Annotated in this window: 22 protein-coding genes; 5 read left to right on the top strand and 17 right to left on the bottom strand. The window is 46.5% G+C overall.

Features of this window, described 5'->3' with window-relative positions:
- Positions 1-137 precede the first annotated feature (137 nt).
- Positions 138-341 carry a YrzA family protein gene (locus tag OVA33_RS11810; protein WP_003152771.1) on the top strand — a complete coding sequence of 68 codons (204 nt, stop codon included), beginning with the start codon at positions 138-140 and terminating at the stop codon, positions 339-341.
- A gap of 39 nt (positions 342-380) precedes the next feature.
- Here OVA33_RS11810 and OVA33_RS11805 read toward each other — a convergent pair whose 3' ends face one another.
- From OVA33_RS11805 to OVA33_RS11745, 13 genes are all read right to left on the bottom strand, one after another.
- Positions 381-1,097, bottom strand: coding sequence for a YrrS family protein (locus OVA33_RS11805; RefSeq protein WP_014418462.1), 717 nt, complete (start codon positions 1,095-1,097; stop codon positions 381-383).
- A 63-nt stretch (positions 1,098-1,160) separates the two neighbouring features.
- A complete protein-coding gene (locus OVA33_RS11800) occupies positions 1,161-2,915 on the bottom strand; it encodes a peptidoglycan D,D-transpeptidase FtsI family protein (RefSeq protein ID WP_029973382.1) in 1,755 nt (584 codons plus the stop codon).
- 53 nt (positions 2,916-2,968) lie between these two features.
- Positions 2,969-3,442 (bottom strand): transcription elongation factor GreA, encoded by a 474-nt coding sequence (gene greA / locus OVA33_RS11795; protein ID WP_003152766.1) that lies wholly within the window; start codon positions 3,440-3,442, stop codon positions 2,969-2,971.
- 253 nt (positions 3,443-3,695) lie between these two features.
- Positions 3,696-4,331: a uridine kinase gene (udk, locus tag OVA33_RS11790; RefSeq protein ID WP_003152763.1), complete on the bottom strand. Its 636-nt coding sequence runs from the start codon at positions 4,329-4,331 to the stop codon at positions 3,696-3,698.
- 6 nt (positions 4,332-4,337) lie between these two features.
- Positions 4,338-5,606 carry a peptidase U32 family protein gene (locus OVA33_RS11785; RefSeq protein ID WP_017418217.1) on the bottom strand — a complete coding sequence of 423 codons (1,269 nt, stop codon included), beginning with the start codon at positions 5,604-5,606 and terminating at the stop codon, positions 4,338-4,340.
- Between the two features lie 17 nt (positions 5,607-5,623).
- Positions 5,624-6,553 (bottom strand): peptidase U32 family protein, encoded by a 930-nt coding sequence (locus tag OVA33_RS11780; RefSeq protein ID WP_007408214.1) that lies wholly within the window; start codon positions 6,551-6,553, stop codon positions 5,624-5,626.
- Between the two features lie 6 nt (positions 6,554-6,559).
- On the bottom strand, positions 6,560-7,213 hold the full coding sequence (locus OVA33_RS11775; RefSeq protein ID WP_017418218.1) for an O-methyltransferase: 654 nt from the start codon (positions 7,211-7,213) through the stop codon (positions 6,560-6,562).
- Between the two features lie 151 nt (positions 7,214-7,364).
- Positions 7,365-8,456 (bottom strand): endolytic transglycosylase MltG, encoded by a 1,092-nt coding sequence (mltG, locus tag OVA33_RS11770; RefSeq protein WP_017418219.1) that lies wholly within the window; start codon positions 8,454-8,456, stop codon positions 7,365-7,367.
- 109 nt (positions 8,457-8,565) lie between these two features.
- On the bottom strand, positions 8,566-8,847 hold the full coding sequence (locus OVA33_RS11765) for a DUF1292 domain-containing protein (RefSeq protein WP_003152751.1): 282 nt from the start codon (positions 8,845-8,847) through the stop codon (positions 8,566-8,568).
- Positions 8,848-8,859: 12 nt separating this feature from the next.
- Positions 8,860-9,276, bottom strand: coding sequence for a Holliday junction resolvase RuvX (gene ruvX / locus OVA33_RS11760; RefSeq protein ID WP_003152750.1), 417 nt, complete (start codon positions 9,274-9,276; stop codon positions 8,860-8,862).
- 8 nt (positions 9,277-9,284) lie between these two features.
- Entirely contained in the window at positions 9,285-9,551 is a 267-nt protein-coding gene (locus OVA33_RS11755; RefSeq protein ID WP_003152749.1) for an IreB family regulatory phosphoprotein, read from the bottom strand.
- Positions 9,552-9,635: 84 nt separating this feature from the next.
- A complete protein-coding gene (gene alaS, locus OVA33_RS11750) occupies positions 9,636-12,272 on the bottom strand; it encodes an alanine--tRNA ligase (protein ID WP_063636751.1) in 2,637 nt (878 codons plus the stop codon).
- Between the two features lie 331 nt (positions 12,273-12,603).
- A complete protein-coding gene (locus OVA33_RS11745; RefSeq protein ID WP_063636752.1) occupies positions 12,604-13,665 on the bottom strand; it encodes an AI-2E family transporter in 1,062 nt (353 codons plus the stop codon).
- Between the two features lie 218 nt (positions 13,666-13,883).
- On the opposite strand from OVA33_RS11745, the gene OVA33_RS11740 reads away from it, so the two are divergent.
- From OVA33_RS11740 to OVA33_RS11725, 4 genes are read left to right on the top strand one after another with little or no spacing between them, the layout of a single operon-like run.
- Entirely contained in the window at positions 13,884-14,612 is a 729-nt protein-coding gene (locus OVA33_RS11740; RefSeq protein ID WP_014305489.1) for an amino acid ABC transporter ATP-binding protein, read from the top strand.
- Positions 14,613-14,632: 20 nt separating this feature from the next.
- Positions 14,633-15,460: a transporter substrate-binding domain-containing protein gene (locus OVA33_RS11735; RefSeq protein WP_017418221.1), complete on the top strand. Its 828-nt coding sequence runs from the start codon at positions 14,633-14,635 to the stop codon at positions 15,458-15,460.
- Between the two features lie 56 nt (positions 15,461-15,516).
- A complete protein-coding gene (locus OVA33_RS11730; protein ID WP_003152744.1) occupies positions 15,517-16,167 on the top strand; it encodes an amino acid ABC transporter permease in 651 nt (216 codons plus the stop codon).
- Between the two features lie 18 nt (positions 16,168-16,185).
- Positions 16,186-16,842, top strand: coding sequence for an amino acid ABC transporter permease (locus tag OVA33_RS11725; RefSeq protein ID WP_017418222.1), 657 nt, complete (start codon positions 16,186-16,188; stop codon positions 16,840-16,842).
- 35 nt (positions 16,843-16,877) lie between these two features.
- Here the strand turns inward: OVA33_RS11725 and OVA33_RS11720 are convergent, their stop codons facing one another.
- The 4 genes from OVA33_RS11720 to recD2 all read right to left on the bottom strand — a co-directional run bounded on the left by OVA33_RS11720 (position 16,878) and on the right by recD2 (position 20,190).
- Positions 16,878-17,009, bottom strand: a complete 132-nt coding sequence (locus tag OVA33_RS11720) for a YrzQ family protein (RefSeq protein WP_003152741.1) — start codon at positions 17,007-17,009, stop codon at positions 16,878-16,880.
- 21 nt (positions 17,010-17,030) lie between these two features.
- Positions 17,031-17,222, bottom strand: coding sequence for a hypothetical protein (locus OVA33_RS11715; RefSeq protein ID WP_003152738.1), 192 nt, complete (start codon positions 17,220-17,222; stop codon positions 17,031-17,033).
- Between the two features lie 12 nt (positions 17,223-17,234).
- A complete protein-coding gene (locus OVA33_RS11710; RefSeq protein WP_017418223.1) occupies positions 17,235-17,693 on the bottom strand; it encodes a PRC-barrel domain-containing protein in 459 nt (152 codons plus the stop codon).
- A gap of 118 nt (positions 17,694-17,811) precedes the next feature.
- The gene (recD2, locus tag OVA33_RS11705; RefSeq protein WP_017418224.1) at positions 17,812-20,190 is read right to left on the bottom strand and encodes an SF1B family DNA helicase RecD2; all 2,379 of its coding nucleotides are present in this window, start codon (positions 20,188-20,190) and stop codon (positions 17,812-17,814) included.
- Positions 20,191-20,204 lie beyond the last annotated feature (14 nt).

Raw genomic sequence — 20,204 nt, 5'->3', positions numbered from 1 at the left:
TTAATCGTGGAACAGTTCCTATCCTATCACAAAAAAGAATGGAAGGGTACTAAAATACTTTGGGATTATTGCGCAATTACGGCAGAAAGGCTTATACTTTCATTGACTCAGAAGAAAAATCAGGAGGATCTGTACTGATGAATTTTCAATTGGATTTAATCAAAGATAAAGTAGAATTTTTCGAAGCGGCATCTTTGCAGGAGCTTGAAAAGAAAATAAACGTTCAGATTGAAAACAACCAGGCGATTATGCTTCGCGTCCGTTCCGTATCCCATCAGGTGACGGCCGTTGACGGCAGAATCCTTTACAGCGCGTCGGTGCACTTTTCAGCTGACGTATGACAGAAAAAAGCAGCTGAATAATCAGCTGCTTTTTTGCGGTTATTTTAAGGTTTCTACTTTTGTCGGCTTCCAGCCTTTTTTGTCTTTCCAAGTGATGGTGACCTGATACTTTTTGCCGTTCGTTTTGTCTAAAACTTTACCCTTCGCATCTTGCGGACTTCCATTGTTCCCGAGCCACAGCACTGTCATGTGATCTTTTGACACGCCTGTTGCGTAAGAGATGGCGTCAAGCATTTCGGCCCAGTCTTCAGAGCTTGAGTCATACGTCGCGGCATGTTCTCCCGTCTGCTTTGTGCCGACCGCTTTCCATTTTGGGTTAACAATTGTTTTCTCGACATCGCTTGATGAGCCGCCCTCTGTTATTTTTGCGCCTTTAAAAGGATCGCTTGAATCAGAGTCTTTTTTGCTGCTGTCATCACTTTTCGATGAATCATCGTCTTTTTTGCTGTCAGAGTCTGAAGATGAATCAGATGTGTCCTTATCCTGTTTATCTTTTTTGTCATCGTCTGATGCCGTATCTTTTTTGCTGTCTTTTATGTCTTCATCCGATGTCTGCTTCGTCTTGCCTGATGCAGGTGTTTCCTGCTTCTGGCTCGTGTCCGCTTTTTCGCTCACGTCGCCCGACGGACTGTTGATGAAGAGGCTGACGGCAACGACAACAATAAGAATAGATACGATAGCAATTAAAATGTTAAGCACCATATTTGCTTTTCTGCGCTTATCACGGTTTTCAAAACGAGATTGTTTATTGCTCAATCATTCTGCACTCCTTTATCCCTCTTGCTCAGCATATATTTTAACATGGGCTGAGCGGTTGTTCTATGTCTGATTTATTTCATTTTCATGTACCTTTTTAACAATATCATAAAACACTGTATTTGTCAGAGCCTTATCCCCCGGCGTGTCCATGTGCAGCACCACGAGAGCGTATTTCGGCTTGTCCGCGGGAAAGTATCCCGCAAACCATTTGTGGTAAAGCGTCTGTTTTTCTTTTGTGAACATTCCCGTCTGGGCCGTTCCCGATTTGCCTGCTATCTCATACGGCAGATCCTGAAACCTTCGGCCGGTTCCTTTCGGTGAGGTGACGACTTCTCTGAGAATTTTTTGAAGCTGCTGCGCCGTATATTTGTCGATGTTTTCCCCTTTTAACGGCTGATCTTTGAATGACGCCATCGTCGTTTTGTTTTTGTATTCAATTTTGTCCGCGATTTTCACTTGTTTTTTTTCACCGCCGCGCGCGATCGCCGCCATCATATTGGCGACTTCAAGAGGCGTGACTTTCACGTTTTTTTGCCCGATCGCTGTCTGTGCGACGGCTTTTTTTACGGTTTTGTCTTTGTCATCTCCCCAAATGACCCCGCTTTTTTCATTATACAGCTGCCTGAATCCGTCTTCCCGGTACAGCTTGCCTTCCCAGCCCGCCCGCTGGGTGAGACCGAGTTTTTCCGCCATGTTTTCAATAACGGAATCATCTTTTTTGATCAATTTTTCCGCAAGACTTGTAAACGTATAATTGCAGCTTTGGGCAAAGCTTTCTCCAAAACTGAGCGTGCCTTTGTCATCCCCCGGCTCTCCGTACAGGTTGAGATTGCAATTAAAGGATGTGCCCGGCTTCACTTCGTTTTGTTCTATTGCGGCTGCGGCGATCACCGTTTTAAATACTGATCCCGGATAAATCGGCGTCAGCATGTAATTTTGCAATGTCTGCTGCTTTGACATGTCGGCGTCAGGCTTTGATACCATTCCGAGCACACTGCTTTTTTCAATGTCTAAAAGGACGGCTCCCCCCTTTTTTAACCCGCGGTCTTTCAATACATCTTCCATTGCTTTTTGAATATTGCGGTCGATGGAGGTTTTGACTTGCAGCGGATAAAACGCGTTTGCTTCAGCCGTATATTTGACGTCCATTCCGAATAAAGGGTTTCCCCTTCCGTCGACATGATACAAAAGTTTTGTGTCCTGATCCGCCAGTAAAAACTCATCAAACGTCCGCTCCATCCCGCTTGTCCCGATTTTTGCCGTGATCGGCAGTTCCTTCCTGCCGGGGTATTTCTTTTTCAAAAGCTCAGGGTCCTGGTTTGTCGCGCCCAACAGATGAGCGGCTATGTTTGTTTCTTTGCTGTCTTTCATATATACGCCGTAAATGCCGGGATATTTCAAAGAATTGATATTTGACACGGATTGTTTCGTCAAATGTTTTATTTTTCTGCTGTTCAGGATCACCGGTTTTTTTGCTTCCGTGAGCAGCTGCCTGAGCTCCCTCTGTTTCATTCCGAGAATGTCTGATACCCGGTCAACCGGCCAATCCTGCGTCACGAGAAAGGGAAACAGTATGACGGCAGGCTGCTTTTTTCCGGTCAGTTCTTTGCCGTTCCGATCAAGAAAAGAGCCGCGTCCGTCTGAAATAAGGACTTCTTCCGTCCGCTGCTTGACGCTTTCCTGAATCAGATTAATATTGGATTTTGAAAAAGATTCTGTAAAAAACAGCTGAATTTCAGCCAGCCTCGCAAGGAGAAAGAAAAACACGAGCAGAAAACAAATCACGGCCGTTTTCAGCCTTTTTGATACGATCATAAAAAAACACCTCATCCACATTTTGGACGAGGTGTTTCATTGTTAAACGGATCTTATGAAATTTTCACAATTTTCACGAGCATTTCTCCGCCCGGCGTCTGAACTGTCACTTCTTCGTCCACTTTTCTGCCGAGCAGGCTTTTGGCGATTGGCGAGTCGTTTGAAATTTTTCCTTCAAACGGATCAGCTTCAGCGCTTCCGACAATCGTGTAAGATTCTTCTTCACCGTCCGGCAATTCGATAAATGATACGGTTTTTCCCAAACCGACTACATTTGAACCGCCGTCGTCCTCGATGATTTTCGCATTCCGGATCATGTTTTCAAGCGTCGTGATGCGCCCTTCCACAAATGCCTGTTCTTCTTTTGCGGAATCATACTCAGAGTTCTCTGACAGATCTCCGAAGCTTCTTGCGATTTTAATGCGTTCTACTACTTCTTTACGTTTAACCGTTTTCAATTGCTCTAATTCTTGTTCAAGTTTTTGTTTTCCTTCGTGAGTCATCGGAAAAACTTTTTCTTGTGCCATGTTCCTTCACTCCTTGGTGGTTGTCCCTCAACAATAACGTGTGATTATGTATGAGAGCATAAACGAAAAAATCAAGAATGAGAACACAGGGCAGTCCTCGTTCTTCTCTCCCATATAGGTACTGTTTATCTTAAACTGAATGTGTGTTTTCTGCAAATGTTTCGGTTTATAAACAGGGAAAGAAGGGAACTGTCTCATTCCCTTCCAGCCTATACATAATATGGTCTGAGTTATTTATGTCTATGCTATGGTATTACAAAATTGCATTTTGTTCAAGGATCGTTTGAATCTTCGTGACCATCAGATCAATCGCGACGTGGTTTTGCCCGCCTTCCGGAATAATGATGTCCGCGTAGCGTTTCGTCGGTTCAACAAACTGATTGTGCATCGGTCTGACGACGGACACATACTGCTCAATGACAGAATCGATTGAACGGCCTCTTTCGTTAATATCTCTCATAATCCGTCTGATGATACGGAGATCCGCGTCCGTGTCGACATAAAGTTTCATATCCATGAGGTCGCGAAGCCTTTTATCTTCGAGAACAAGAATGCCTTCCAGAATAATGACATCCTTCGGCTCAACCGGAATGGTTTCCTCAGAACGCGTATGCAGTTTATAATCATAAATCGGCTTTTCTATCGGCCGGTAATTCAAAAGCTCTTGAATATGCTCGATTAAATAGTCATTATCAAATGCGAGCGGGTGGTCATAGTTTGTGTTCAGCCTTTCTTCAAACGGAAGATGGCTTTGGTCTTTATAATAAAGGTCTTGCTGGATCATTAAAATCGAGTGTCCTTTAAACTGTTCATAGATGGAACGGGTGACGCTTGTTTTTCCTGATCCGGAACCTCCTGCGATGCCTATAACTACAGGACTCTTACCCATTGGTGATTACTTCCCCTTTCTCATCATGTTGCTCGGATAAATCTTTTTGTCTACTTTAAATGTAACGATTTGCAGGGGATGGCGGGCAGCATCAAGCTCGTTTCCGTCTTCGTCCCAAATAGTGCCGATTGTGAATGTGAAATTGTCGATTTCAGGACCGAAAAATTCCACTTCGTCACCTTGTTTAAAGAAATTGCGCTGCTGGAGCGTCACCATTTGAGTGTCCTCGTTATACGCGAGCACGAGACCGGCAAAATCAAATGTTGTTTTCTTTCCGTGTTCACCGAACATCTGCTCTTCATACCCAGGCGTGCCTTCAAAGAAAGCAGGCGCGGTATCCCGGTTTGCACATTTGTCCAGCTCATCCAGCCATTCTTTTTGAATGACAAAGTTTTCAGGATCAGCGCAGTATGCGTCGATGACTTTGCGATACACGCTGACAACCGTCGCAACGTAATGAATTGATTTCATCCGGCCTTCAATTTTCAGGCTGTCGATGCCCATCTCGATCATTTGCGGAATGGATTCAATCAATTTTAAATCTTTCGGGCTCATCGCAAACGGAGCGTCTTCTTCATCATAGAGCGCGACCGCGTTTGCACCGTCTGTCTGATACAGGTCATAATCCCAGCGGCAGGACTGACAGCAGCCGCCGCGGTTGGAATCCCGGGCCGTCATGTGATTGCTCAGCACGCATCGGCCTGAATAAGCGATACACATGGCGCCGTGGATAAAGGTTTCAATTTCAATATCCACCTTTTCCTTCATTTCTTTAATTTCCAGTCCGCTCGTTTCACGGGCAAGCACCACGCGGTCAAGCCCTTCTTCTTTCCAGAACTGCACCGCTTTCCAGTTGGAAAGGGACTGCTGTGTGCTGAGGTGAATTTCTACATCCGGGGCCACTCTCCGGCATGTTTCAATAATCAGCGGATCAGCGACGATAATTCCGGCAACTTTTGCGTCACCCAACGCTTTTAAGTATTCTTCCAGACCGTCCATATTTTCATTATGGGCGAAAATGTTTGTTGTCACATATATTTTTGCCCCGTATTTTTTGGCAAATTCTACGCCCTCTGCGATTTCTTCTATTGAGAAGTTATCCGCATTTGAGCGGAGTCCGTATTCCTGTCCTCCGATAAAAACCGCGTCCGCTCCGTAATGAACGGCAATTTTTAATTTTTCAAGGTTTCCTGCCGGAGCAAGGAGTTCAGGTTTTTTCGTAATGACGCGTTTTCCGTTTACGACTTTGGAAATGGTTTGATTTACGGCTGTCATCCGTTGCACCCTCCTTTTTAATAGACCGTTTCTTTAAAGAAGAATCCTGTGTCGATGCTTCTGTTCACAGGCTGAATGCTTTCAATCCGCTCTATCCAGCTCTCTTTTTTCTCTTCGTATGTCTCTCGGCTTTCGAAGCACAAATCGATTGCTTCTCTGTACATGCGGGTCACTTCAGTTAAGTATTCAGGAGACTTCAAAACTCCGTCGATTTTGAAAGAATCGATGCCGGCATCCATCAGGTCCTCTAATTCATCAATCATGCACACATCGTTCGGGCTCATGATGTGCGTGCCGTTTTCATCTTCAAAAATCGGGTATTTATTGCCCCGTTCCTTGTCATGCAGAAACATTCCCGCTTCTTTTTTCTTCTGTTCGATGTCCATGACTTTACCCTGGTATTCGAAGTAATGGCCCACTAAAGAACGCTTCGATTGGAACATGCACGTCATGCCGTGGATTTGAATTTCAATTTCGACTTCGGCGTTTTCTTTTATGTCAATGATGCTGTCCATATTTAATTCCTTAGCCAGCACTGCCCGCCGTGCGCCTTTGCGTCCCCAGTAATTGCAGGAATAGTAGTTGGTTCCCGTTGTTTCCGTGCTCCAGTGCAGTTTAAGCTCGGGAGCCGCTTCACGCGCCGCCATTAAAACGGCCGGATCACCGAAAACAGCCGCATCAACGCCGGCCTCCTGCAAAAAGGCAAGATAGCCGTTCAGCTCGTCCACTTTTTCGTTGTGAAAAATAGCATTCACGGCGGCGTACACTTTCGCGCCTTCCTGATGAGCTGTCTTTACGGCTTCTTTTATATCTTCTCTTGAAAATTCACCGGCCAGTCTCAGGCCGTATCTCTGTTCTCCGACTAACAGGGCCGTTGCGCCCGCTTGAATGAGCGGAAGAATATCCTGTACAGAAGTCGGAGTCACCAAAAGTTCAGGTTTTTTCATGATCCTTCACCTCTTCTTTTTACTGATGGCGATGCCGTCTCCGACCGGCAGTATGACCGTTTGATAGTCAGGCCGGTTCATCAGCCATTGGTTATATTGATCAATTTTTTCAACAAGCTTCCGTCTTCTTTTCGGCTCAATGTCCACGTGATTTTGTGCCACCAGTCCTTTAAACAGAACATTGTCCGTAAAAATGACTCCATCCGGCGCAAGCATCGGTTCATAGAGCTCAAAAAAGTTCGTGTACTGGCCTTTGGCCGCGTCGATAAAAATGGCATCATAAGGAGCCGTGACACGGACAGACTCAGAAAGTTCCAGCGCATCCCCGTGCATTACGTGAATCCGGTTTTCCATTTCAAAGTCTTTTATATTGTTCACAGCTTCTTCATAGCGTTTGTCGTCCCGTTCAATCGTGTAAATATTCGCATCCGGAAGCTCAAGCGCCATCCGTATGGCGGAATATCCGATTGCCGCGCCGATTTCCAAAATGTTTTTCGCCTGTTGAATCGACAGCATTTGAAGCAGCACTTCAATGCCCGCTTCTTCCATAATCGGAACATGGTGCTCTTTTGCATAGGCTTCAAGCTTTTTCACTTTATCAGGCCGAGGCTTCAGCATCGCGTTTATATACTCGTTTATTTGTTCATACCGATCATTCACGGCAAACAGCCTCCGTTCTAAAAAGGAGTGCCCCTGACGAATCCGCGGGGACACTCTCTTAAGACACTTCTTTATCCATAAGTAAACAACCCGATATATTTTATCATAAAACCTTTCAGAATGGAATAAAAGGAGAGCTTTTGCCCTCCTTTTATTCGCTGTCTTTTTTGGAAATATACTTTTCCTTCGCTTTATTATGGTCTTTTAATGTTTTGGTGAAAACAACCTCGCCGTTTGATTTTGCAAGGAAATAGAGATAATCCGTTTTGTCAGGGCGGAGAGCCGCTTCCCATGATGAATCACCGGCATTTGCAATCGGTCCCGGCGGCAGCCCCTTATGTTTATACGTATTAAACGGAGAATCAATTTTCAGGTCTTTGTAGTAGACCCGGCTTTTATGCTTACCGGCCGCATATAATACCGTCGGGTCAGTCTGCAGCGGCATTTTTTCTTCGAGCCTGTTGTAAAAAACGCTGGCGATTTTGTGACGGTCGGCTTTGGCGGTGGCTTCTTCTTCAATAAGTGATGCCATTGTCAGCGCGTTATGGACGGAAAGTTTCTTTTTTTCCAGTTCAGATTTATACGTTTCGATACGGGTGTTTGTTTCCTGAACCATTGCCGTCAAAATCGTGTCAAGCGATGCATCCGGATCATTAAACGGATATGTGGCCGGATACAGATAGCCTTCGAGCGGATGCTTGAGCTTCTTGTTTGAAAGCGCGTCCGTTATCGTATCAGGAAACTGTTTTTTCAGTTTGCCGATGAATGTTTTGTCATCCAGTTTCGCCATGATCTCTTCTTTTGAATATGATGTTTCTTTTGCGATCGCATCCGCAATCTGCGTAAGCTGTTTTCCTTCAGGAACGGAGATCTGAAAGGCATATCCCGTTGATCCCGCGGTCAGTTTTTTGATAATCGCATCCGCATCCATTCCTTTATTCAGGTGGTAAAATCCCGCCTGAAACCCGGAAGCGCCTTTATACTTTACATACAGCTGAAATGCTTTTTTGCTTTTGATGACATGCTGATCCTCAAGAATTTCAGCGATTGCCGAAACGGAAGAACCGCTCGGAATATTAATATTGACTGCCGTTTTGCTGCCTTTGTCAACCGGGGACAGCAGAGATTTTCCATAGAAAAAAGCACCGCCAATGATGATAAGCAGAGCGATCACGGAGGACAGTATTATCGTCGTTTTTTTGTTTTTACGCGGAAATGAATTTTTAGTCTGATTGATATTCATACAAGTATTTTCCTCCCAACAGCTCTTATACTACATGATTCATGTGCATTCGGCAATTTATTACAAAAAAAGCCGAAGCGCATATGCGCTCCGGCTTTTTCCGTTCATTTTATTCTTCGTCTTCTTCCGCTAAAAACGTGTTCAGCGTTTCTTCGATCATTTCCCACTCTTCATCGGTTTCAATCGGCATCAGTTCGCCGTCTTCACCGTTTTCGTTCGGTTCGAAGCTTGAAGCGTGAATTTCGATTTCATCATCGTCTTGAGCATCAATCGGATAATAAAGTACGTAAGATTTGTTGAATGTGTCGTTTTCAAATGTGAACAGCACTTCGCAAAGCTGTTCGTTGCCTTGATCATCGACAATTGTAATGTGTTTTTCGCCGTGTTCCATTTCTTTCACCTCTTAGTTTAAACTGTCCAGATATCCTTGAAGGATCATGACAGCCGCCATTTTATCAATGACTTTTTTTCGTTTTTGCCTGCTGACGTCAGCCGCGATCAGCATTTTTTCAGCCGCCATCGTCGTCAGACGCTCGTCCCACAGCACAACAGGGACATTGTACGCTGTTTCAAGCAGTTTCGCAAATGTTTGGCTGGCTTCGCCTCTCGGACCGATCGTCCCGTTCATGTTTTTCGGAAAACCGAGCACGATCTTCTCTACATTATAGTCTTTCATCAGCTCGGATAAACGGTCCAGACCGTAATCTCCTTCAGCCTCGTTTATTTTTATCGTCTCAATGCCTTGAGCGGTCCAGCCCATTTCATCGCTTAAAGCTACGCCGAGTGTTTTTGTTCCAAGATCAAGTCCCAATATTCTCATGAATGTATTTACGCCTCTTTATGCTGTTCTAGATAGGATTTTACCAATTCCTCGATTAATTCGTCACGTTCCAGTTTGCGAATTAAGTTCCGGGCGTCGCGATGCCTAGGAATGTATGCAGGATCTCCAGACAGCAAGTATCCGACAATCTGGTTGATAGGATTGTACCCCTTTTCCTGAAGCGCATCATATACCGTAATCAGCACTTCTTCGACGTTTGTTTCAGCAGAATCATCGGAGAAATTAAATTTCATCGTTTTATCAAACGAGCTCACCGTTTTGCACCTCTTTCCCAAATTCGCAGGCAAAGTTCAGCCTGAGGTCCTCATCTTATCATCATTCTACACTAGTTGAAAGGATTATAAAACGGATTTTATCCAATCTTCCGCAGATGCGAGCGCCTCTTCCAATTTTTCAGGCTGCTTTCCGCCGGCCTGCGCCATGTCCGGACGGCCTCCGCCTCCGCCTCCGCAGACTTCAGCCGCTTGTTTGACCATTTTGCCGGCATGAAGGCCTTTTTCGATCAGGTCTTTCGTCACGCCTGCTGAAAGGTTGACTTTCTCATTTTGCACGGCGCCGAGAATGATGACCGCAGAACCGAGCTTCGCTTTCAGATCATCCACCATAGTGCGAAGGTGGTTCATGTCTTTCGCATTTACTTTTTCAGCCAGCACTTTTACGCCGCCGATGTCTTTTACTTTAGACAGAATGGCTCCGGCTTCCACATTGCCGAGTTTGCTGAGCAATGATTCATTTTCTCTTTGCGCTTCCTTCAGCTCCGCTTGAAGAGACTGAATTCGCTTCGGTACGTCTTTTACGTTTGATTTCAGCTCGTCCGCAGCGTGCTGCAGAAGGCTGAGCTGGCTGTTCATTTCCTGATAAGCGCCTTTTCCTGTTACGGCTTCGATTCTTCGCGTCCCTGCGCCGATCCCTGATTCGGATACGATTTTAAACAGACCGATTTCAGCCGTATTCGTGACATGGCATCCGCCGCAAAGCTCAAGGCTGTAATCTCCGACTTGTACGACGCGGACGATATCGCCGTATTTCTCGCCGAACAGGGCCATCGCGCCCATTTCTTTCGCTTCATTGATCGGTTTCAAATCAATTGCTACCGGAATGCTCGCCCAGATTTTTTCGTTGACGATTCCTTCAATGCGTTCAAGTTCTTCTTTCGTCACTTGACCGAAATGAGAGAAGTCAAAACGCAGACGGTTTTCGGTAACGAGTGACCCCGCTTGGTTGACATGTGTGCCGAGAACGTCTTTCAGCGCCTGGTGCAGAAGGTGGGTTGCTGTATGGTTTTTCACCACGCCGCTTCTCATTTGATCTTCAACTTCAGCCGTCACGCTTGCGCCTTTTTGAATCGTGCCGCTATCCACCGTGCCTTCGTGTACATGCTGACCGTTCGGAGCTTTTTTCACGTCCTTAATGGTTACGACAGCCTGCTCGCTTCTCAGCACTCCTCTGTCACCGATCTGTCCGCCGCTTTCAGCATAGAAAGGCGTTTTGTCGAGAAGGATTTGGACGGTATCCCCTTCCTGCGCCTCGCTGATTAATTGACCGTCATGAAGAAGCTCGATTACCTTCGCTTCAGCTTTTACGGAACTGTAGCCGACAAATGTGCTTTCTGCGGTAATGTCGCGCAATGCGCCGCCCTGCACCTGCATGCTTCCTACATCTTGGCGCGCATTTCTCGCCCGTTCACGCTGTTTTTCCATTTCGGCTTCAAAGCCTTTATGGTCAACCTTCATTTGCTCATCTTCCGCGTATTCCTCCGTCAATTCAACCGGGAATCCGTATGTATCGTACAGTTTGAATACGTCTTTTCCGGAGATGATGCCGCTGCCTTTTTCCTTCTCTTTCTTTATCACGTCGGATAAAATGGCCAGACCTTCGTTTAATGTTTCATGGAAGCGCTCTTCCTCCGTTTTGATGACTTTGGCGATAAACTCTTGCTTTTCTTTCACCTCCGGATAGAAAGCGTCCATAATTCCTGCAACAGTCGGAACCAGCTCGTACATAAACGGACGGCTGATACCGATGGTTTTCGCGTATCGCACCGCCCGGCGCAAGAGGCGTCTCAGTACATACCCGCGCCCTTCATTTGACGGCAGAGCTCCGTCGCTTACCGCAAATGCGACCGTTCTGATATGATCGGCGATCACTTTAAAGGCCGTATCCTTCACTGCATCCTTTCCGTAAGCATCTCCGGAAATGCGCTCTGTTGCTTCAATAATCGGCATAAACAAATCAGTGTCAAAGTTTGTCGGGACGTCCTGAATCACGGAGACCATCCGTTCAAGCCCCATGCCCGTATCAATGTTTTTCTTCGGAAGCGGTGTGTACGTGCCGTCCGGGTTGTGGTTGAACTCTGAGAATACCAGGTTCCACACTTCAAGATAGCGGTCATTTTCGCCGCCCGGATACAATTCAGAATCTGACGGATCATTGCCGTATTTCTCGCCGCGGTCATAGAAAATTTCTGTATTCGGTCCGCTCGGGCCTTCGCCGATATCCCAGAAGTTCCCTTCCAGACGGATGATTCTTTCTTCCGGAACGCCGATTTTTTCCGCCCATAGCGTATAAGCTTCTTCATCCTCAGGGTGAACCGTTACAGACAGCAGCTCCGGATCAAAGCCGATCCACTTTTCGCTCGTTAAAAACTCCCAAGCCCACGTGATGGCTTCTTCTTTAAAATAATCACCGATGGAAAAATTTCCGAGCATCTCAAAGAACGTGTGGTGGCGCGCCGTTTTCCCCACATTTTCAATATCATTTGTGCGGATTGATTTTTGCGCGTTTACAATTCTCGGATTCTCCGGCACAACGCGGCCGTCAAAGTATTTTTTCAGCGTCGCAACGCCGCTGTTGATCCATAATAAAGACGGATCTTCATGCGGAACCAATGAGGCGCTCGGTTCAACGGCATGGCCTTTTTCTTTAAAGAAATCTAAAAACATTTGACGCACTTCAGCAGAAGTTAAGTGTTTCATCTATATTCCTCCTTATCACTACCCGAAATTCTCTTTTGCGACAGCAAAAAAGCTCTCTCCCTATGCAAACCATGCGTTCACACAGGGACGAGAGCTGTTTCGCGGTACCACCCTGATTACAGGCCGAAAAAGGCCTGTCACCTTTCATCCCGTAACGCAGGATTGCGGCAGCCTTTAACTGCACTCAGGATTAGCTTCGGCCGATCTTCTGCTGAAGCTCCTTTCAGCGTATCGGAGCTTCTCTCTTAAACAGGGCTTCGGCGTACTCATATCCGTCACTCGAGATTCGTATGTATTCTACTCGAAATTATAGACAAGCAGAACCCGAATGTCAATGTTCCGTCCTGATCCGCAAAAAGTGAATGGCCGTCACTTTTAAAACGGCTGCCGCCGGAACAGCGAGAATCATGCCGGGAATGCCCGCGAGCTCTCCTCCGGCAAGGAGCGCCAGCATGATCACGACGGGGTGCATTCTGAGACTGCGCCCGACAATAAGCGGGCTCAAAATGTTTCCTTCTATAAATTGCAGAATAAAAATCGTGACGATTACGATGATCACAGCTTTAGCAGAAATCGCCAGCGAAAGGAGCAGCGACGGTACAGCGCCGATAAACGGACCGAAATACGGGATGACATTCGTAATCCCGATGGCAAGGCCCAAAATCAGCGGGTAAGGAAGCCCGAACAGCCAAAATGAAACGCCGGCTATTAACCCGAGCAAAAAACAAACGAGAAGCTGACCGCGGATGTAATCACCGAGAGAGTCGTCCACATCCCGCAGAAATTCACTCCCCCTTTTTCTCCAGGATTTCGGCGTCAAATACCAGACCGTCTTTTTCATAACGTCTATATCCTTCACCATATAGAACACGAGAAAAGGAATCGTCGCCGCGATCAGGATATAATCAAGCACGAAACGGATGCTTCTGATCGTGCTTTCAATCGTGCCGGCAAGAAACGTTTCTGTCTGCTGAATCATTTTGTCCATCCGATGGTGCATGCCGTCAGGCCAATGATCCGTGTGATTATGCAGATGCCTCAGCATGCTGTTGTAGTTTTCGGCCAGACCGGGAATGCTCTCAGACAGATCCTGCAGCTGTTCAATTAAAACAGGAACCCCTTTATAAACCCCCCAGCCGATTCCGCCGAAAAACAGGCAATAAATCAGAAGCAGGCTTAAAGTTCTAGGCATCCCTTTTCTATGAAGCCATTCAGTAATCGGAAGTAAAAGATAAGCAATAAATACTGCGATGAATATAGGAATAAAGAGAGATTTTATAACAAGCCAAATGGGAGACCATAACATATCGAGCATGCAAAAGACATACACTGTTAACAAAACGAGCAGACATACAGCCGTCCACATTAAGAGCTGCAGCGGTTTTTGAAGCATGACGTTTCACCTCTTGCTTTATCTTTTGACAGAAAGCCGGAATTATTCCCGATTCATAAACTCCGCCTTATGACGCAGACCTCTTGACGGAAATAATTATCAGAAATTACGAAATAATCTAACTAATATTCATAAAAGTCTGTATAACCATCGTAATGTGTTAAAGGATTTCAAAACTGTCCAGTCAATATGACTCATGTTTTTTAAGGAGGATGGCCATGATTTCATTTCAGGATGTAAATAAGCACTACGGACATTTCCACGTGCTGAAAAACATTAATCTGCACATTAAAAAAGGGGAAGTCGTCGTTATCATCGGACCTTCAGGATCGGGAAAAAGCACGCTTCTCCGCTGCATTAATCAGCTGGAAACAGTTGATGGAGGCGCCTTAACGGTAAACGGCGTCTCTATCCATGACAAGAAAACGGATATCAATCAGGTCCGCCGGAATATCGGAATGGTGTTTCAGCATTTTCATCTGTACCCGCACAAAACCGTTCTGCAAAACATCATGCTCGCACCGATCAAAGTGCTCAAGCAATCAAAAGAAGAAGCAAAGGAAACGGCCTTATACTATTTGAAAAAAGTCGGTATACCGGACAAAGCGGACGCTTATCCTTCACAGCTTTCCGGCGGCCAGCAGCAGCGTGTTGCCATCGCCAGGGGGCTTGCGATGAAGCCCGAAATTATGCTGTTTGATGAACCCACATCCGCGCTTGATCCGGAAATGATCGGAGAAGTGCTGGATGTCATGAAAACACTCGCAAAGGAAGGTATGACCATGGCAGTCGTCACACATGAAATGGGATTCGCAAAAGAAGTGGCGGACCGCATCGTGTTTATCGACGGCGGATCCATCTTAGAAGAAGCTGCACCGGCTGAATTTTACGAAAGCCCCCGTGAAGAGAGGGCGCGTTTATTCTTAAGCCGTATTTTAAATCACTGAAAAGAAACGGAGGAGCGCTTATGTCACGCGTAACAAAATGGTTGTCATTCGGATTGATATCACTGCTGGCCGTCTTTATGCTGGCAGCCTGCGGAGGGAAAGAAACGTCCGGGGATTCAAAAGGAACGGGAAAAGACACGTTAGCCTCTATTAAAGACAGAGACAAAATCATCTTCGGCGTCAAAACCGATACGAGGTTATTCGGGCTGAAAAACCCAAGCTCCGGTGATATTGAAGGCTTCGATATTGATATCTCAAAACAGCTCGCAAAAGATATTCTGGGGGATGAGAAGAAAGCGGAATTTAAAGAAGTGACGTCAAAAACGAGAATTCCGATGCTGCAAAACGGCGATATCGACGCCATCACCGCCACGATGACGATAACGGATGAGCGGAAAAAAGAAGTTGATTTCTCAGATGTTTATTTTGAAGCCGGGCAATCCCTGCTCGTCAAAAAAGGAAGCAGCATCAAAAGCACCGAAGACCTGGGAAAAGGGTCAAAAGTATTGGCGGTAAAAGGCTCCACTTCCTCACAGAACATCAGGAAAAAAGCGCCTGATGCCTCAGTGCTGGAATTTGAAAATTACGCCGAAGCGTTCACTGCGCTTAAAGCGGGACAGGGAGATGCGCTCACAACCGATAATGCGATTTTATACGGCATGGCGGATGAAAATAAACAATATCAGCTGACAGGCGAAACCTTCACCGATGAACCTTACGGAATCGCCGTCAAAAAAGGCCAATCCGGCCTTGTCAAAGAAATCAACGCCTCTTTGAAAAAAATGAAAGCCGACGGCAGGTACGAAAAAATCTATAAAAAATGGATAAAAGAAGAACCGGCAAAATAGGACGGACCGCGGGATGAGCAGGCATGCTCATCCCCGTTTTATAAGGAGTGACATAGATGAACTTTTCAATTTTAACGGAAAACTTCGATATGTATATGGACGGTTTCCTGCACACATTGCTTGCGAGCTTCATCGCGCTGGCAGGCAGCTTTGCGCTGGGCGTTCTGATCGCAGTCATGAGAATCACGGCTTTCAAACCCCTTCAATGGATCGGCACTGCGTATGTGGAATTTATCCGGAACATCCCGCTTCTCCTCATCACATTCGTTTTTTATTTCGGACTTCCGAACGCCGGGCTGAGACTGGACGGCTTTCAGGCGGGAACAATTGCGCTTACGATTTACACGTCCGCCTTTATCGCAGAAGCCATCAGAGCCGGAATTCAGACTGTCCCCAAAGGGCAGATGGAAGCGGCCAGATCGTCAGGCTTCACCTACAGTCAGGCGATGAGATATATCATTCTTCCTCAGGCCGTAAAAATCGTCATTCCCCCGCTCGGAAACCAATTTCTCAACCTTGTCAAAAACTCATCAATACTCGGAGTGGTGGCGGGACTCGATTTGATGTATCAGGCGGATCTCGTGTCCTCGAGCACTCTTGTCGTGTTTGATGTCTATATTTTCGTCGCGCTTTTTTATTTGATATTAACGATCCCGCTCAGCATCGGGGTTCACTATTTGGAAAGACGTCTCGGAAAGAGTTATTAGAGAAGGAGAGTGAAAAACATGGATTTTAGCGGCGCCTATACACCTGACCATCTGCTGTTTTTATGGGACGGCTTTTTGGTCACACTTTATGTTGCGCTGATCTCCATTGTCCTGAGTTTTATTTTCGGGCTTGCCGCCGGCACTTTGCGCTATGCGAACATTCCTATCGTCTCGGGCATTATAGCGGCCATTGTGGAAACCATCCGCAACCTGCCGCTGTTATTAATCATTTTCTTTACGTTTTTTGCCCTTCCGGAAATCGGGATCAAACTGGAAATTACCGCGGCCGCCATCACGGCGCTGACGATTTTTGAATCGGCCATGCTGTCAGAAATCATCAGAAGCGGTTTGCAATCCGTTGACAAAGGACAGATTGAAGCGGCGCGTTCTTCAGGACTGACGTACACGCAGACTCTTTTTCTCGTCGTCATGCCGCAGGCGCTCAGGCGTATGGTTCCTCCGATTGTGAGCCAGTTTATCTCCTTATTAAAGGATACGTCACTTGCGGTCGTCATCGCTCTGCCCGAACTGATTCATAACGCGCAGATTTTAAACGGACAAAGCGCTGACGGGGGGTATTTTTTCCCGATCTATCTGCTGGCGGCCCTGATGTATTTCGCGGTCAATTACAGCCTGTCTCTCGCAGCCAGACGGCTGGAAGCGAGACAAACGTAAAAAGGATACTTCCGGAGAAGTATCCTTTTTTCTGCTTAAAACATTTTCATGACTCGTCTTCTCATCCGTTTCATACCTTTTTTATTCAGCATATCGGACTGAGAAGCCATACGATACATAACGGCTCCAGCTCCTAAAGCCAACAGAGAGGTCATTGTTCTGCCCATCGCGCGTATCTCCTTTCAACTTTAAAAATTGATACTGCGTTCGTCTTCAGAAAACAAATCATCAAGACTGCTTAACGTGCCGTCTTCCTCTACTTGATGTGTCGCAATTTTGCCTTTGGCCACCGTCAGCTCAATGAAGCAGCCCCAGCAATAGTATTGGTTTACGCCGATTTTGCCGATATCTTTACTTTTGCAGTTCGGACATACAAGCACAGACTACACCTCTTATCCGTTCAGGACGATGCCTTCTTTCCCCGCTTCAATAAGCGTATCGGCGGCGCGGCGCACTTGGCGTCTGCCAGCCAGATCTGAAAAGAAGCCGTCCGAGAGTTCATATGCTACGATTATGCCCCTGTCCAAACAAAAGTATACATCTTCCAGCAAACCGAACATTTCACCATCAGGCGATTTCACCGGCTGCATTTTAATCTGTTCAAAGGTGAAACAGCTCTTCGGCAAAGGCTGCAAATGAGCATGACCGGCAGCTACGGCTTCTTGATCCATCTCTTTTATATCACTTGCCCCTAAAAAAAGATGGCGGTTGTGAAACAAGCGTTTCTGCTCCAGCACGAAACCGAGAAACCGGCCGTCAAGAGAGAAACATACATCCGATATCATTCCGAGACTGCGCCCGGTGTTTTCGTCATATACTGTTCGTCCTTCAGCTGCATGGCATGTTCTCAAAGTGTGATCAACCACCTTTTGTTGAACACGTATAGGTTTTGCCAAGAAGCCGAGCAGCATACTTTGAAATGACTTCCACAGGCGAAAACCCGGCGCATAAACATGTGCCGGGTTTTATTTACGCTTTTTCTTCCATAAAGTCAAAAGGCGTGATGCCTTCCATTCCGATGTTCGCATCGTATACACTGAACGGCAGCTCTTTTTGCAGGGCGGCCAGTTCTGCATCCATCTCTTCAGTCTGCTCTGTGAGCCTGTTTTTAAGCGATGTCTGTCTGACAGTGGCATCATTGTTTTTGACGCCCCATTCAAGCGCTTCTTCTTCTCCGCAAAGAATCAGAAATTTTTTCGCCCTTGTTATGGCGGTATAAAGCAGATTTCTCCTGAGCATTCGATAGTAGCCTTTGACGACAGGAAGGACGACAATCGGGAATTCGCTTCCCTGCGACTTATGAATGGAACAGCAGTAAGCGTGGGTAAACTGGCTGAAATCCTTTTTCGTAAAGGTGATTTCGTTGCCGTCAAACGAGACGACGACCATGTCTTCTTTTTCCGTATTTTCTTTGGCATAAAAAATGGACACGATTTCGCCGATATCGCCGTTAAACACATTGTTTTCCGGCTGGTTGACAAGCTGTAATATTTTATCGCCCGTCCTGTAGACGACATCACCGAATTTCAGCTCCCGCCTTTTTTCTTTCGGCGGATTCATGATGTCTTGAAGAAGCATATTCAGCTCGTTAATTCCCGCTTTTCCCCTGTACATCGGGGCGAGCACTTGAATATCCCTAGAGGTATACCCCTTTTTTAACGCGTTCGAGACGACCTGATCCACGACTTCTTTAATCTGTGAAGAATTACAGCGGATAAATGAGCGGTCCTTTGTCGGCGCGGTCAGCCCCTTTGGAAGCAGTCCTTTTTTCATATCATGCGCAAGTTCCACAATGGATGATCCTTCAGCCTGACGGTAAATATCTGTCAGACGCACGGTCGGCAGCACCTCAGAAGCCAAAAGGTCTCTGAGCACCTGCCCCGGTCCTACTGAAGGAAGCTGGTCTTCATCACCGACGACAATGAGCTGAATGTGCTTAGGAAGCGCCTTAAACAAATGGCTGGCGAGCCAGATATCGAGCATACTCGCTTCGTCTATAATGATCAGTTTCCCTTCAATCGGCTGATCTTCATTATAGGTAAAGCCTTCAGCGCCATTCCAGCCGAGCAGCCTGTGAATCGTAACAGCCGGCAGCCCCGTAGATTCGCTCATCCGTTTTGCGGCTCTTCCCGTCGGCGCGGCAAGCAGCACCGGGAACGTCTCGTCTTTTTTATAATCACCGGGGTCAAGCGATACTCCGTGCAGTTCACTGTATAATTCCACGATTCCTTTAATAACGGTCGTTTTCCCCGTCCCAGGTCCTCCGGTCAGTAAAAGCATCGGTGAAGACAGCGCTTTTTGAATGGCATCCTTTTGGCTTGGTGCGTATTGAACATTCATCCGTTCTTCCAGTTCACCGAGTGCAAGCAGAAATTCCGATTCAGGAAATTGATCGGCATACTCCGTTTGAGCCGCAATGTCGAGCACGCGTTTTGCGACATTTTGTTCGGCGTAAAACAAGGACGGAAAATAGCAGCGCTCTCCTTCAATGACGATATCCTTACTCTCCCCGAGGGCGATGATGCCGTCAGCCGCATCCATCTCCGTAACGCGGCCGCCTTCAGCTGACTGATTCAGGAGCGTTTGCGTATTGATAATCAGCTGCTTTGTCTCTATGTACGTATGGCCTTCTGAAAGACAGGTCGATTCAATCGTATATAAGATTGCCGCTTTGATCCGCTCCGGGTGGTTTCCTGACAGACCCATTTTTCCGCCCAGCTCGTCAGCTTTCACAAAGCCGATGCCTTCAACGTCTTTTACAAGCTGATAAGGATTTTCCTGAATTTTCTCCAGGGTTTCCGTTTCGTAGGCCTGATATATTTTCATTGATAGCTGGGGCCCGAAACCGTATTGGTTCAGAGAGATCATAATCTGCTCAAGCCCCTGATGCCGCTGCAGCTCTCCGGCAAGCTTATCCGCTTTCTTTTTCGACATTTTCGGCACATCGTAAAGCACCGACGCATCCGTCAGAATTTTATTGAGCGCGCCGTCACCGAGCTTTTTGACGATTTCTTCCGCCGTTTTTTTTCCGATTCCTTCAAACAGATCACTTGATAAATAGTGAATGATCCCTTCTTTTGTGGTCGGAATTTCTTTTTTAAAGTGTTCAGCCTGAAATTGCAGGCCGAACTTAGGATGCGTGGCGGTTTTTCCGTAAAATGTGTAGGTCTCATCTTCTTGCAGCAGAGGGAAGTAGCCCGTTACGGATACGACCTTGTCTTCGATCGCCTCAGACGTTTCTGCAACTTTGACTTTCAGCACTGTATACAGGTTGGTGTCATTATGATAAATGACCGTATGAATGACGCCTTTTACATACGGCTGTTCTTCGATGTTCAGCTGGTCCACGAGCCTTCCCTCCT

Origin of the sequence: Bacillus sp. KICET-1 (assembly GCF_027721405.1) — a bacterium.
In the GTDB taxonomy this organism is placed as follows: domain Bacteria; phylum Bacillota; class Bacilli; order Bacillales; family Bacillaceae; genus Bacillus; species Bacillus velezensis.
This window is presented reverse-complemented; position numbering and strand designations above follow the sequence as displayed.